General features: G+C 30.3%; 10 protein-coding genes, 2 tRNA genes and 2 rRNA genes (1 of these 14 only partly in view). 10 read left to right on the top strand and 4 right to left on the bottom strand.

The features are described 5' to 3' along the window. The 6 genes from CSPA_RS27085 to CSPA_RS27060 form a co-directional block, all read left to right on the top strand. A 23S ribosomal RNA gene (locus tag CSPA_RS27085) occupies positions 1-1315 on the top strand (it extends 1595 nt beyond the left edge of the window). 174 nt (positions 1316-1489) lie between these two features. Beyond that, positions 1490-1606 (top strand): 5S ribosomal RNA (gene rrf / locus CSPA_RS27080). Between the two features lie 34 nt (positions 1607-1640). Then, positions 1641-1717, top strand: a tRNA-Ile gene (locus CSPA_RS27075). 1 nt (position 1718) lies between these two features. Next, a tRNA-Ala gene (locus CSPA_RS27070) sits at positions 1719-1794 on the top strand. A 271-nt stretch (positions 1795-2065) separates the two neighbouring features. Then, positions 2066-2503, top strand: coding sequence for a hypothetical protein (locus CSPA_RS27065; RefSeq protein WP_015395612.1), 438 nt, complete (start codon positions 2066-2068; stop codon positions 2501-2503). Between the two features lie 35 nt (positions 2504-2538). After that, positions 2539-2985: a VanZ family protein gene (locus tag CSPA_RS27060; protein WP_015395611.1), complete on the top strand. Its 447-nt coding sequence runs from the start codon at positions 2539-2541 to the stop codon at positions 2983-2985. Positions 2986-3051: 66 nt separating this feature from the next. On the opposite strand, the gene CSPA_RS27055 is transcribed toward CSPA_RS27060, so the two are convergent. Beyond that, complete coding sequence (locus tag CSPA_RS27055) at positions 3052-4287, bottom strand: LTA synthase family protein (RefSeq protein ID WP_241393361.1); 1236 nt, start codon at positions 4285-4287, stop codon at positions 3052-3054. Between the two features lie 708 nt (positions 4288-4995). Further along, complete coding sequence (gene wsfD, locus CSPA_RS27050) at positions 4996-6477, bottom strand: glycan biosynthesis hexose transferase WsfD (RefSeq protein ID WP_015395609.1); 1482 nt, start codon at positions 6475-6477, stop codon at positions 4996-4998. Positions 6478-6734: 257 nt separating this feature from the next. Here wsfD and fusA point away from each other — a divergent pair, with 257 nt between their 5' ends. The 4 genes from fusA to CSPA_RS27030 all read left to right on the top strand — a co-directional run bounded on the left by fusA (position 6735) and on the right by CSPA_RS27030 (position 12007). After that, positions 6735-8816 (top strand): elongation factor G, encoded by a 2082-nt coding sequence (gene fusA / locus CSPA_RS27045; protein WP_015395608.1) that lies wholly within the window; start codon positions 6735-6737, stop codon positions 8814-8816. Positions 8817-9050: 234 nt separating this feature from the next. Beyond that, positions 9051-9287 (top strand): hypothetical protein, encoded by a 237-nt coding sequence (locus CSPA_RS27040; protein WP_017810321.1) that lies wholly within the window; start codon positions 9051-9053, stop codon positions 9285-9287. Between the two features lie 112 nt (positions 9288-9399). Beyond that, positions 9400-10353 carry an ROK family protein gene (locus CSPA_RS27035; protein ID WP_015395606.1) on the top strand — a complete coding sequence of 318 codons (954 nt, stop codon included), beginning with the start codon at positions 9400-9402 and terminating at the stop codon, positions 10351-10353. A 412-nt stretch (positions 10354-10765) separates the two neighbouring features. Further along, the gene (locus tag CSPA_RS27030; RefSeq protein ID WP_015395605.1) at positions 10766-12007 is read left to right on the top strand and encodes a competence/damage-inducible protein A; all 1242 of its coding nucleotides are present in this window, start codon (positions 10766-10768) and stop codon (positions 12005-12007) included. Positions 12008-12220: 213 nt separating this feature from the next. On the opposite strand, the gene CSPA_RS27025 is transcribed toward CSPA_RS27030, so the two are convergent. Together CSPA_RS27025 and CSPA_RS27020 are read right to left on the bottom strand one after the other, a co-directional pair. After that, on the bottom strand, positions 12221-14524 hold the full coding sequence (locus tag CSPA_RS27025) for a sensor histidine kinase (protein WP_015395604.1): 2304 nt from the start codon (positions 14522-14524) through the stop codon (positions 12221-12223). Next, on the bottom strand, positions 14499-15194 hold the full coding sequence (locus CSPA_RS27020) for a response regulator transcription factor (RefSeq protein WP_015395603.1): 696 nt from the start codon (positions 15192-15194) through the stop codon (positions 14499-14501). The genes CSPA_RS27025 and CSPA_RS27020 overlap by 26 nt, the downstream gene beginning before the upstream one ends. Positions 15195-15444 lie beyond the last annotated feature (250 nt).

Raw genomic sequence — 15444 nt, 5'->3', positions numbered from 1 at the left:
CCATGCTTCCAAGAAAAGCATCTAGAGAGAGAAGTAGTGCCCGTACCGCAAACCGACACAGGTAGATGAGGAGAGAATCCTAAGGCCGACGGAAGAATTGCAGTTAAGGAACTAGGCAAATTGACCCCGTAACTTCGGGAGAAGGGGTGCCTGCGAAAGCAGGTCGCAGAGAATAGGCACAAGCAACTGTTTAACAAAAACACAGGTCTCTGCTAAAGCGAAAGCTGATGTATAGGGGCTGACGCCTGCCCGGTGCTGGAAGGTTAAGGGGAATACTTAGCAGTAATGCGAAGGTATGAACTTAAGCCCCAGTAAACGGCGGCCGTAACTATAACGGTCCTAAGGTAGCGAAATTCCTTGTCAGGTAAGTTCTGACCCGCACGAATGGCGTAATGACTTGTGCACTGTCTCAACTGCAAATCCGGCGAAGTTGTAGTGCGAGTGAAGATGCTCGCTACCCGCGATTGGACGGAAAGACCCCGTAGAGCTTTACTGTAGCTTAGCATTGAATTTCGGTATTGTCTGTACAGGATAGGTGGGAGACTGGGAAACTAGGGCGTCAGCTTTAGTGGAGTCGTTGTTGGGATACCACCCTGATAGTATTGAAGTTCTAACTGGATGCCATGAAACTGGTGACAGGACATTGTTAGGTGGGCAGTTTGACTGGGGCGGTCGCCTCCTAAAATGTAACGGAGGCGCCCAAAGGTTCCCTCAGAACGGTCGGAAATCGTTCGAAGAGTGCAAAGGCAGAAGGGAGCCTGACTGCGACACCTACAAGTGGAGCAGGGACGAAAGTCGGGCTTAGTGATCCGGTGGTACCTCGTGGGAGGGCCATCGCTCAACGGATAAAAGCTACCTCGGGGATAACAGGCTGATCTCCCCCAAGAGTTCACATCGACGGGGAGGTTTGGCACCTCGATGTCGGCTCGTCGCATCCTGGGGCTGAAGTAGGTCCCAAGGGTTGGGCTGTTCGCCCATTAAAGCGGCACGCGAGCTGGGTTCAGAACGTCGTGAGACAGTTCGGTCCCTATCCGTCGCGGGCGTAGGAAATTTGAGAGGAGCTGTCCTTAGTACGAGAGGACCGGGATGGACTGACCTATGGTGTACCAGTTGTTTCGCCAGAAGCATAGCTGGGTAGCTAAGTCGGGAAGGGATAAACGCTGAAAGCATCTAAGTGTGAAGCCCCCCTCAAGATGAGATTTCCCATAGCATAAGCTAGTAAGACCCCTTGAAGACTACAAGGTTGATAGGTCAGAGGTGTAAGTGTGGTAACATATTTAGCTGACTGATACTAATAGGTCGAGGGCTTGACCAATAAGTTAAGTTGTAAAAAATACATTAGAAAACTATGTGCAATTTTGAAAGAACAAATCTTTCAATTAAATAAAGTATAAGTGATGAACTGGATTCTTTTTATAAGGAATACAAATCGCTGAAGCGATTTGCATAAGTTCGTTCAGCCAAATCAAAGATTTGGGAACTCACTTAATCTCGTGATGATGGCATAGAGGTAACACTCCTTCCCATTCCGAACAGGAAAGTTAAGGTCTATAGCGCCGATGGTACTGCATGGGAGACTGTGTGGCAGAGTAGGACGTTGCGAGGTATTCTTGTAGAATACAAGAGTTTTATAAGTTAATGGATCTTTAGCTCAGTTGGTTAGAGCAACCGGCTCATAACCGGTAGGTCTAGGGTTCGAGTCCCTGAAGGTCCACCATGGGGGTATAGCTCAGCTGGGAGAGCACCTGCCTTGCACGCAGGGGGTCAAGAGTTCGAATCTCTTTATCTCCACCATTTGAAACTATGAATTTTAATTCATAGTTTTTTTATTTTGTAAGAATATATCACAACTTATATTTAATTTATAACAATATGTTTGGTTAAAATTGTTTAAGAAAAAAGTAGAATTATTTCGTAAAATAAACTGAAAATATCATATATTAGTATGTATAACAAGGGAAAAGCAGCATATAATTTACATGTAAAATACATGCAAAGATATAATTAAGTATCGTTGAATGTTATATAAGTTAAAAATGAAAATATATGATGAGAGGGTATGGATATGGTAAGAACTATTGTGTGTAAAAAGGATGGATGTAGTGGAAATGAATTTCATATAGTGACTGAAGATGGTAGACTAAAATTAACATGTAAAGATTGTGATAGTACTTATTATTATGATGTAAGTTATTATGAATTTATGATGTTATCAAATTGTGAAAAATGTGGAAATGATACATTTAAAGTATTTACTAATTTAGAAAAACAGGGCTTGTATGCGAAGTGCACTAAATGCGGTTCTCCACCAGAAAAAGTGTTTATTGATGATGAAGGAGTTCAGGTAACATATGAAGCTAAGCTATTGCAAGATATTAAGCATTTTATGTATCAAATAGATCAAAGAATTTGTAACTTAGAAATAAAAATTGATGGATTGGAAAAAGGTCAAGAGTTATTAGAAGAATCACTTGCATATATAAATAGATATATGTCAGAATAGATTATATATGAATTTTTATTAAATGAGGATAAAAAATGAAGAACAAGAGGAAAATTTTAGATTGGATGTTGCTAATCGCTTGGATGATTTTAATATTTACAATGTCAAATCAGCCAGCAAATATATCAGACTCGCAAAGTGAAGGAGCAATAAAAGTACTTTTATTAATTGGGATAGATGCAAATAGTATTTTTGGGCAACTGGCTAATTTTATTGTTAGAAAGTGCGCACACTTTCTAGAGTATATGGTGTTAGCTTTATTGTATATTAATGTAGCAAAGCATTATTTCACAAAAAAAGTGGTGATTATAAGTACTGTAGCATTTGTATTTACTTATGCTTGCTCAGACGAAATACATCAGCTATTTGTTCAGGGAAGAGAAGGTGCATTTAGAGATGTTCTAATTGATACTTGTGGAGGTGTAACTTTATTATTGATTAGGTTAGGGATATCGAGTATAAAGCTATTAAAATTAAGATAAAAAGGTTCTATAAGTTAATTGATATAAAAATCAACTAAACTTATAGAACCTTTTTAATATATAAATCTAATGTTCCTTTTTTGTGTCTATAGAAAGGTAATTGTCTTTAATTATTTTTTCACCAATGCTATAAGCATCTAGTAAATGCTTTTCTTCCTCAGAATCTTTTATAGTTCCTTTTATATTATTCCCTTTTATAATGGTTGCGTCTCTATTAGTATTTACAAGGACTCTTCCCATAGAAGTATCCTTGTATAGAGACTTATCTAGTCCTAATAAATATGATATAGTTGGAAGCATATCAACTTGCCCTCCAGATGCTGTTATATTTTGAGCAGGAGCGTTTGATGAATAAATTATTAATGGGAGTTTGTGGTCATATTCTTTCCACCAATTATTATCGAAATCTAATTTTTGTATAGAATCATTATAGTATTTATGAACACCTGCATGGTCACCATAAATGACTATAACTGAATTATCTAATAAGTTATACTGTTTAAGTTTGTTAAAAAACAGTTCTATTTGACTATCTGTGTAGTGTAAGCTTTCAAAATATCCACCAAGATAACTTTCATCAATTTCTTTAGGTAAATTTAATTGTCTATATTTATTATCTATATTAAATGGACCATGACTAGATAAAGTAGGCATTTGTAAGAAAAATGGTTGATTAACATTCTTTAGTTTTTCGCTCAATTGTGTAAAGAAACTTTTATCGGATAATCCATATCCAACTATTTCATCATAATTATAATCTTTAATACTCCAAAGGTTTTGAGCACCAAATCCATTTTTATGTAATTCTGTCCAGTTGAATTCACCATGTTCTTCTGCATGAGTTGAGATTGTAGTATAGCCTAGATTATTTAAAAGTCTTGGTAATGAGTTTTGATAGATATTTTCACCATAGTTTGTAGCAGTTATTCTATCACCTAAAGGGTAAACGGAGGTGTTTATCATAAAATCACAGTCTATACTATTTGCACCATTATTTTGCTCATAAAAGTTATTGAAGTATAAGCTTTGTTTTGTAAGTTTATTTAGAAAAGGTGTAATTTCTTTTCCATTGATTTTATGGTTAATTACGAAGTTTTCCATAGACTCAATTTGAAGAAAAATTACATTTCTATTTTTAAAGATTCCAAAATATTCATTAGGCTTTAAATTTTCATCATTATATTTAAACCAGTCAGTAATCTCTTTTTTATCATTGGTACTTGAGTTATAAAAAGCTTTAGAGGCACTCTTAAAGGCTTCAAGGGTATGATAACCTAAAGGACCAGGAGCTTGAACTGACATTAGTGTGGACCATTGTTTATAAAGAATACTATTACCGAAGTCACTGAGCGTAAAAACATCAAAATATAATATTGAAATAATTATTATAATTAAGGAAGACTTTATAGTTGTGATAAAATTGTGAATATTTTTTTTATATGGATTTTTTACTTTGAATATAATAATCCAACTAATAATAATAATTAAATCTATGATAAAAAAAATATCGATAAATTTAAGATTATATAATGGTAAACCAGTTGGATTGAAGGTTCCTGGAAATAAAATATTTTTTACACCTAAAAAATCTCGATTAACTCTAAAGTACCATAAATCCCCTATTAGTAATATACTATATAGAAAATTAAGAATTAAATAAAATAAGGTTTGCTTATATTTGGAAATTAAGTATCCAAATGAGTAAATAAAAAGTATGAAGCCTAAATATACTAAACTGAATTTTATACTAGTATATAAGGCATTATTGCGTGAAATAGCTGTATCGTGAAGCACTGTTAAAAATAATATTGTTTTTATTAACATATCTAGCACAGTTACAAAACGAAGTTTCTTAATTGAAGTTGAAAATATTTCTTTTGTTATTAGAATAAATTTTTTTATTAATGATATTGCATAATTTCGCAATTTAAATGCTAAGCTTGTTAATTTCATGAGATGAACTCCTTTAATTCTTATGAGAGCTTATAAAATCTTCTTTGGTAAAGTTACTCATTTTATTTTAATTAAATCAATTAGTTTAGAAATTACTATTGTGACAATTGATATGAGTAAACCATCAAAAATAAAATTAAATAGAAATAATTGTTTTGAAGTATCTGCATATCCATTACCAACAAATGGCATTGGAAACTGAACTACGCTTATTAACATTATAGTCCAAAGTAAAAGTATTTTAGTTTTTATTTCTAAATTTGCTTTGCTTTTAATATATTTATAAAGTGAAAAAACTAAAAGAATAATATAGCTTGAAATTATAAAATATAAGTTGTGAGGTAATACTGTCTGTTTTAAAGAAGACCAAAAAGTAAATCTGTGAAATTCTTTAACAGGGGTTTCACTATAACTTCTATAATATTTACCTAAACCTGTGCTAATATTAAATGACTTGCTTGCAGTATACTCCATGCCAGTTAATAATCTTCTAGGATGAGTCAAGTAGAAGATAGCAATTTTAAAATTGCTTATTTTATTATAAAATTCTTTATCTGTCAATTCAGATTTTGTAGGCAAATATTTAACATATTTACTTTCGTCTAAGAAAGCACTTTTTCCAGCTTCAACAGACATATCTGGATTAAGGCCTAAATCAATTAAATCTTGTTCAGGAGTTTTAGATTCCTTAAGGATACCGTAAAATACAGAATCATATTGAGTAGATTTGTTTAAATTATGGCTATGATAACTAATTCCTGATGGATAAATAATTAGAATGCAATAAAAAGCACATAATATAGATAAATTCATTTTACTTAAAGAATGCCTATTATCCCATATTATTTTGCCAACGAGAAACAATATAAATGGTAATGAGGTTAGCACTTGTAATTTAGATCCTATAAATAAAACCGCTGTGAATAGTACAAAAAATAATTTGGACATTATTTTTTCGCTTCCTTTAATTACATACTTATAGTAAGTGTAATTTAGGACTGAAGCAATAAATAGAACTAAAGTGACAAACATCATTGGTTCACCATATAGACTATTGAACCAGATTAGATAGTTGCCATCAAAGAAAATAAATAGTATTAATATTGTTAGTACAATTAGTTTAATATTATTCTTTATATTTAATGAACGTAATATTATAGAGAATGCAGAAATATATACAATACTATATATAATGGATAAATACTGAGTTTTAAATACAGTTTGTCCAAATAACTTACATATGGTACTGATTATTATGATTATATAAGTTAGGCTAGAACCAAAAACAGTTAGAATTATATGTTGCAAATCAGATATTTGATAGTCAGTAACAATATATTTAAAAAATCTACAAAAGTTTGGATTATTTACATCTGAATCTAATAATTTTAAACCAGATATACTCATAATTCTATCAAAATCACCTTGATCAGCAATTCCAATTTGAGGTTTTATGAATAGAACTCCAATAATTATTAAAGCTGCAAGTATAATGAACCAAATTTTATAGTGATTTGCCAATCTTTTTTTTATCTTCATTAGATTCTTCCTCCAGAATAACAAATTAAAAGTTAGAATATCAACAAATAAGATTATAATGTTTTTTTTCTGATACTACAAGAAAACATAAAGATTAGTTAAAAAGTAAAGAAAAATATTAAAAATGAATTTTCAGAAAATTTAGAAAAAGAGAAGGATTTATGAAATAAAAATAGAAATATAATAACATACAGTATTATCAAGCGAAAGGCGGGTGGAAGCCAGCTTCTTATAGACTTAAGGGTTTGGCAGCGTTCATGAAAGATTATAGTATTAAAAATTTAAGAAATGTAGGATTAATGGGACATAATGGAACAGGAAAAACTTCTTTAGCAGAAAGTCTTCTATATTATTCAAAGATAACAGACAGATTAGGGAAGATTGAAGATGGAACTACTGTGTTAGATTTTGATACTGAGGAAAAGAAAAGACAATTTTCTATTGCACTTTCAGTGGCTCCAATTGAATTAGAGAATATAAAAATAAATATTATTGATATTCCTGGTTATGCTGATTTTCAAGGGGAATGCATCGAAGGCATGAGAGCTGTTGATGTAGGAATGATAGTTGTTAGTGCAGTTTCAGGAATAAAAGCTGGTACTGAAAGAGCATGGGAATATTGTAATAAGATTAAGCTTCCTAGAACAATTTTTATTAATAAATTAGATAGAGAAAATGCTAGCTTTGATAAGGTATTAGATGACCTTAATAGAAAATTTGGAATAAGTGTGGTTCCAATTCAATACCCAATAGGAAAAGAAGAGGGATTTACAGGAGTAATTAATGTAATTTCAAAGCAGGCTAGAATATATGATGTTAAAACTAAGGAAATAAAGGTATTAGAAATACCTGAAGAATTAAAGGAAAAAGTAGAAGATTGTAAGAGAATGATCATGGAAGCAGTTGCAGAAACTGATGAAGAATTACTTGATAAATACTTTAGTGAAGGTACATTAAGTGATGAGGAAATATATAAAGGATTAATAAAGGGCTGTGCTAGTGGAGACATTGCACCTGTTATGTGTGGAAGCGCTACTAAGGTTATAGGAATGGATTCTTTAATTGATGATATAGTAGAATGTTTTCCTTCACCAGAATATGCAATTCCTCAAAAGGCAATGGATGTTTCGAAGAATGAAGAAGTATTTATTGATCTTGATCAAGAAAAACCTTTTTCAGCATTAGTATTTAAAACGATTGCAGATCCATTTGTAGGTAAAATATCTTTCTTTAGAGTTATGACAGGAGAGGCTAAAGATGATATGACAGTATTAAATGTGAATAAAGATAAGACAGAAAAGTTATCTCATATTTGTTTTATCAGAGGAAAAACACAAATACCTACTAAGAAAATTATTGCAGGAGATATAGGAGCAATTTCAAAATTACAATATACAAACACAGGAGATACTCTAGCTAGCACAGATTTTAAAGTAATGTATGATAAGATGAATTTCCCTGGAACTGTTTGTTCTATGGCTATAATACCACAAGCTAAAGGTGATGAAGAAAAGATATCCCAAGCTTTAAATAAATTAAAAGATGAAGATCCTGTTTTTGAAATATCTAGAGATGTTGAAAATGCAGAGATTATTATTGCAGGATTAGGAGAGACACATATAAATGTAATTGCTAGTAAGATAAAAAATAAATATGGTGTCGATGTGGTATTAAATTTACCAAAGGTTCCATATAAAGAAACAATCAAAGGAGTTGCAGATGTACAAGGAAAACATAAAAAGCAATCTGGTGGACATGGTCAATATGGAGATGTTGTTATAAAATTTGAACCTAGAAAAGATGGAGTTGATGACTTAGAATTTGTGGATAATGTTGTTGGCGGAGCTGTTCCAAGGAATTTTATTCCAGCAGTGGAAAAGGGATTAAGAGAATGTATTTCGCATGGTATTTTAGCTGGATGCCCAGTTATCGGGCTTAAAGCTACTCTTCATGATGGGTCATATCATGCTGTAGATTCCTCTGAAATGGCATTTAAGATGGCAGCTTCATTAGCTTATAAGAAAGGGCTTGAGCAAGCTAAACCTATCTTACTAGAGCCTATAATGAAATTAGATATAATAATGCCTAATGAATATATGGGAGATGTTATAGCTGATATTAATAAAAAGAGAGGAAGGGTAATGGGAATGGAGCCAGAAGGCGATAAGCAAAAAGTTTTGGCTGAGGTTCCACTTGTAGAGATTAGAAAGTATGCTACTGAACTTCGATCATTAACACAAGGTAGAGGAGGATTTACAAAGGAACTTGTTAGATACGAAGAAGTTCCAGAAATTGAATTAGTTAAAGCTATTGAGAGTATAAAAGAGGCAAGAAAATAGAAATAAATTAATATGTATATTAAATATAGTATGAAAATTATACTTATATTTTAGAAAGAATAAAGATTATGCTGCTATTGGTTTTGCGTAATATAATGCAAAATGGAAGCATAATCTTTTTCTTTATGCATTTTTATATGTCAATTGATTTTTTATCATGTTGGATGGCATAAAAGTAATTTTGTGAACATATACTATTTTTATTAGATACTTCTCAAAGAGGGAGATGAAATGATGTCGGATTACAGCATGGACATAAAAGGGAATATGGAGCTGAGTGATTATAGTAATATTTTTGATTATTTAAATATAATAGATAAAGATGATAACTTTGTTATAAGAATAGATAAAAATAATAAAAATGATATTGATTTAATTAATTCTATGCTTAAAGATAATAAATTTATGATAAGTTATACTCAATGTGATGAATATGGAAACTATTACATAAGCGCAAATAAGATGTTTTAGAAAAATAAATATTTTAAATATAGGTTTTATTAACATGACATAATATAGTATAATATCAATTAAAAGAAATTGTTTTTAATTGGGAAATTAGAAAATGAAGGAGAGTTATGTTATGCAAAAATATGTAGTAGGAGTAGATCTAGGTGGTACTAAAATTAGTACAGCATTATCTAATTTAAATGGAGAAGTAATAAGTCAAACTACAGTGCCAACAAATGCACACGAAGGAGAAATTCCTGTATTAAATAGAATTATAGAATCTATAGAAAAAGTTATTAAGGATGGGTCTGTAAATTGTGAAGAAATTAAAGGCATTGGTATAGGTTCACCAGGTCCATTAGATGCAGAAAAAGGCACTATAATATATACACCAAATCTTCCTTTCAAAAATTTTAATCTAGTAGAGCCAATAAATAAAAAATTTGGATTACCTGTTTTTTTAGATAATGATGCAAACGTTGCAGCTATTGGAGAGTATATGTTTGGAGCTGGAAGAGGAGCTAAAGATATAGTATTCTTTACAGTAAGTACAGGTGTAGGCGGCGGTGCTGTCCTAAATGGAAAGGTGTACAGAGGACATACTTCAAATGCATTAGAAATTGGTCATATGACAGTTGCTCCAGATGGTCCAAGATGTAATTGTGGAAATATTGGTTGCGTAGAAGCAACATCATCAGGAACTGCAATAGCTAAGAGAGGACAAGAAGCATTAGCTAGTAAAGTTGAAACATCATTAAGAAAATATGAAACTATTACTTCATATGAAGTATTTACAGAAGCAGCAGCAGGAGATCCTGTTTGTAAAGATATAATTGATAATGCATTAAATTATTTAGGAATAGCAGTTGCTAATGCAGTATCTATTTTTGATCCAGAAGTAATAATTATTGGTGGAGGCGTATCAAAGGCTGGAGATATTGTTTTTGAAACAGTAAGAAAAGTTGTTGATAAGAGATGTTTTAAATCAATGGCAGAGTCAGTTAAGATCGTTCCAGCAGGATTAGGTACAGATGCAGGAGTAATTGGAGCGGTTGCATTAGCATTGCTTGAAACAGAAAACAAATAATCTATAAAAATTATAAACTTTTAAAATAAATTGGTTAATAGGTATGAATAAATAAGAGAGGTCATGCGTATACTAAAAGTATGAAAGTTCTCTTAGCAATGAATTTTTTCTTCTCATACATATTACTAATCTTATTTTAAGTAAATACTTAGTTTTAAGAGAATTTTGTTTTTGATGATTTTGAGTATATACTTAAAATAGATTGAGATGAAAAAATTTTTTATATAAGCTATCTCTAAATTTATATTTAGGGATAGCATATTATAAAAGAAATATTTTATACAAAGCCTATTCAATGTTTTTATTGAGTAGGTTTTATTCTTTTATGTATTTAAAATATGGTTGGTTAATAGAATTAAAGAAGTATAGATATATTAATAAGTTCATGAAGGTGTGATAGGAGGGAATAATAATGAAAGCAGAAATCATAGCAATAGGGACAGAAATTTTACTAGGTGACATAGTTAATTCAAATGCTCAGTATATAGCGCAGGAATTAGCAGCACTAGGAATAGATATGTATTATCAACAAGTAGTGGGGGATAATGAAAAGAGAATTATTTATGCTTTTGATGAGGCATATAGTAGAAGTGATATTATAATAACAACAGGTGGTCTTGGACCTACAGAGGATGATTTAACTAAGGAAGTTGCTGCAAAATATTTCAAAAAAGAATTACTTCCAAATGAAGAAGCAATTGAAAAGATAAAAAATTATTTTAAGTTTAGGGAAAGGAAAAGGAAGATGACTGAAAATAATTTGAAACAAGGATTGATTCCAGAGGGAGCTATTATTATTAATAATGATAATGGAACAGCGCCAGGTGTAATTATTGAAGAAAATAGCAAAGTAATGATTATTTTACCTGGTCCACCAAAGGAGATGAAACCTATGTTTGAGGATACGGTTAGACCATATCTTCAAAAAAAAGCTGATTCAATAATAATGTCTAGAGTAATTAAAATACTGGGAATTGGAGAAAGTGCAGTAGCTGAAGAACTAAAGGATATTATGGCTGCACAAACTAATCCTACCATTGCACCTTATGCAAAAGATGTAGGAGTAATGCTTAGAATAACTGCAAAGGCTAATAATGAAGAAGAAGCCAGTAAATTAATAGAACCTATAGAGAAAGAAATTAAAAATAGATTAGGAGATAATATTTATGCAACAGAAGATGTTAATATTGAAGATGTTGTAGCCAAACTTCTAATAGAAAAGAAATTAACAATTTCTGCAGCTGAATCATGCACAGGTGGAATGATAGCAGGTACCCTTATAAATTATCCTGGAATATCTGAAGTGTTTTTAGAAGGCGCTGTGACATATTCAAATGAGGCAAAACATAATAGACTTGGGGTTAAGAATGAAACTTTAGAAAAGTATGGAGCTGTTAGTGAGGAAACTGCAAGAGAAATGGCAATTGGTATTGCAAATACAGCTAAAACTGATGTTAGTATTGTAACAACTGGAATTGCTGGTCCAGAAGGCGGTACGCCAGAAAAGCCGGTTGGATTGGTTTATATAGGAGTTTATTTTAAAGGTGAAGTTACAGTAAAAAAATATGTTTTTAATGGTAACAGAAGCAGAGTAAGACTTCAAGCAACAACAACTGGCTTGGATATGCTAAGAAGAGTTTTAATGCAAAAATAATATAAAAAGGTTAAACTTGATTGTAATTAATTGGTGATTTAAATTGCAACATATATAACCTAAAAAACCATACTATATATCATTTTACTGACATATAATATGGTTTTTATAAATTGTATATAAATAAAAATGGGGGAGAGGCGATTAAATATTGAAGTTAAATACTTCATTATTATTTATTGCCAAGTTAAATTTATTTATACATAATTTAGATTAAAAATTTTCTTTTTTTAATAAAATTTTTACTTTAAATAAATCACCGTCAAATTTAAGTTCAAAAATTCCTTTTTGAATTTCCACAAGGCTTTTGGCGATAGCTAATCCTAGGCCAGAACCTTCAGTTGTTCTTGAAGAATCACCTCTTTTAAATCTTTCTAGTATTTCATCTTCAGTGAAGGTTAAAGGATATTTTGATATATTTTTAAAGGTTATAGATACGAAAGTATTCTGCTCTTCGATATCTATATATACTCTGGTACCATTTAAAGAATACTTTAAAATATTCGAAATTAAATTTTGAAATACTCTAAATGTTCTTTTACCATCTGCATATATTGTTAATTTATGATCTGGTATGTTTTTGATAAAATCTAAATTTGAATTATTAATTCTATCTTCAAATTCGCCTAAAGTTTGTCTGAGAAGTGCCACAGGGTCTAGACTTTCCATATGCAGTTCTAAATTACCAGAAGAAGCTTTTGAGGCTTCAAATAAATCTTCGATTAAAACTTTTAATCTTGAGGACCTTTCTTTAAGAATAGCTAAATATTCACTTTTCTTTTTTTCTGTAAGGTTATCTTTGTCTAATAAATCTACATAATTAATTATAGAGGTTAATGGAGTTTTTAAGTCATGAGAGACATTTGTGATTAATTCACCTTTCATTCGTTCACTTTTTACAGCTTTATCTATAGCTTTGTCCAGACCGTTTTCTATATTCATTATATTATTTGCTAATTCTTTAACAAGAAAAGAACCATGGATTTTAATTTCATTTTTATAATTTCCATTTAAAATGTTGTCTGTTGCTGTCTTTATTTTTTGAGTATTAATAATTGAAAGAGCAGTATTTATAATTAGAGATATTATACCCAAAAGATTTATGGCTAAAAATGTAATAATGTAACCCGAAATACGAGCAAAAAAGAATACATTTTGTGATGTATAAACAGTACCCCAAATTATTAATGCGAGATATAAAGCAATTATAATTAATAAAATTGTAGTTCGATTGGTCGTTGATATACAAGACATGTTAGTTTTAAATTTATTATAGAGTATACGTAAAATAGATTTCCTATGAACATATTGCTTAAATTCACGTAAATTTTTACATAAATATAATTGATATAAGTCACAGATTATAAAATATCCTAATATAATAGAACTTATAAATAAAAGGGATACTTGTTCCAAAAATGTATTTGAGTTCACTTTAAGTAAATATATATTATCTACTATCTGCGAAATGTAATTCTCTATGATAGAATTTACTAGGTAAACATTGATATTATATAGTCCAATTAATAATGCTATAAATAACCCAATTAACAATACTCTTGCTTCTATAAAAAAACTATTAAGGAGTTTCAAGATATTATTATTGTGAATTTCTAAGTCTTGTTCTTTTATTATCTTTTTTACAGAAATAATAAGTATACACAAATCCAACAACAATAATGCTAGAGAACCATATGCAATGTAGTCATAAAAGGCATTTTTTTTAAATTTAGGGTAAATTTCATCACCTGGAATTAGTGGATTTGAGAGTCTAACAATAATATTTTTGTAGTTATAGCTACTTAACATCCAATTAACTTTATTACTTTCAAAAAAGTCTTTATATGCCCATTTCATATTGCTTGTAATGTCTACTTCTGTTGGCAATTCTTTATTTATACCTAAAATAATAATATGATATTTAGAATTATTTTTAGTTTCCTGTATAATCTCATCTTTTGATTTATCCTTAATATTACTTATAATCTGACCATCTTGACTTTCAACATAAAATTCAATGTTTTTTTGATTATCTGTGATTTTTTTGTCATCTAATTCATTATTAATCCGACTAATTGCTTCAGTTCTATATTCATTTTGACTTCTATTAATGTTTTTTTGGGCATAAATATAATTAGAATTTAAATCAGTATATGTTGAATAATCATCTTCAGAAATATTCTTATTTTCATTTGGTTTAATTTCTTCGTTTAAATTAAGTCCAAACTTTTTTGAAAAGTCTTCAAGTTCCCTTTTGCTTTCATTAAATTCATAGTTATCTTCGGCTTTAAGGTTATTAATGGTGTCTAATATACGATCTTCTCGAATATTACCATCGCCATCTTTGTAGTGAATACTTCTTATAACATTAAGAAAATAATCTTCATAGCTAAATTTCTCTAATTGAAAAAATCCTTTTGATAAGCCTAAAAGAATAGGTAAAATAGCAATACATAGTGAGAGTATTATAAATTTTTTATTTATAGTTTTTTTAGTGATTTTCAAATTTGTATCCAATTCCCCACACCACCTTTAAATATCTTGGTTCTTTAGGATTTATTTCTATTTTCTCTCTTATACGTCTTATATGGACAGAAACAGTATCTACATTGCTATAAGCTGGTTCGTTCCAAATTCTTTCATAAATTTCTTCAATAGAAAATACTCTATTAGGGTTGTCCATAAGGAGCGTTAAAATTTTAAATTCTAATGGAGTAAACTTTACGTTTGTACCGTCAACAAATACTTCTTTACTTTCTTTATTAAGCTCTATTCCTCCTATGCTGATTACATTTGTATCTTCTTTAAGAGGCGAGAACATAGCATATCTTCTAAGCTGAGAATTTACTCTAGCTATTAGTTCTAACGGATTAAATGGCTTAGTTACATAATCATCAGCACCAAAGTTTAAGCCCAATATTTTATCAGTATCCTCAGATTTAGCAGAAAGCATTATTATTGGAAGCTGCTTTTCCTCCCTTATTTTAATTGTGGCTCTCATACCATCCATATTAGGCATCATTATGTCCATTAATATAAGATGTATGTTTTCAGATTGTAATACATCTAAAGCCTGTAGTCCGTCATAGGCTTTAAAAATATTGTAACCTTCATTAGTTAAATAAACTTCAATTGCATCAGTTATTGCTTTATCATCATCAACAACCAAAATATTATAGTTTTGCATTTTGTTCCCCCCAGAGTAGTTAAATTAATACTATTTTACCATATAAGCATAAGTGAATAAAAAATAGTGAAGTACATGAAAGAAAATAGGCTAGCAAATGAGATTGCTATCTTTTTGCATGTGTCTAAATCCTACAAAGATTATGTTAAAGTATAAAGATTACAAAAGAGTGATATAAATTCGAAAGAAAATCGAAAGATTATATTGAAGGGGTAATAATTAAAGATTTTTTAGATAATTAGAATTATAT

This window comes from Clostridium saccharoperbutylacetonicum N1-4(HMT) (assembly GCF_000340885.1).
In the GTDB taxonomy this organism is placed as follows: Bacteria; Bacillota; Clostridia; order Clostridiales; family Clostridiaceae; genus Clostridium; species Clostridium saccharoperbutylacetonicum.
The sequence above is the reverse complement of the archived record's forward strand: the minus strand, read 5'-3'. Positions and strand labels throughout refer to the sequence as shown.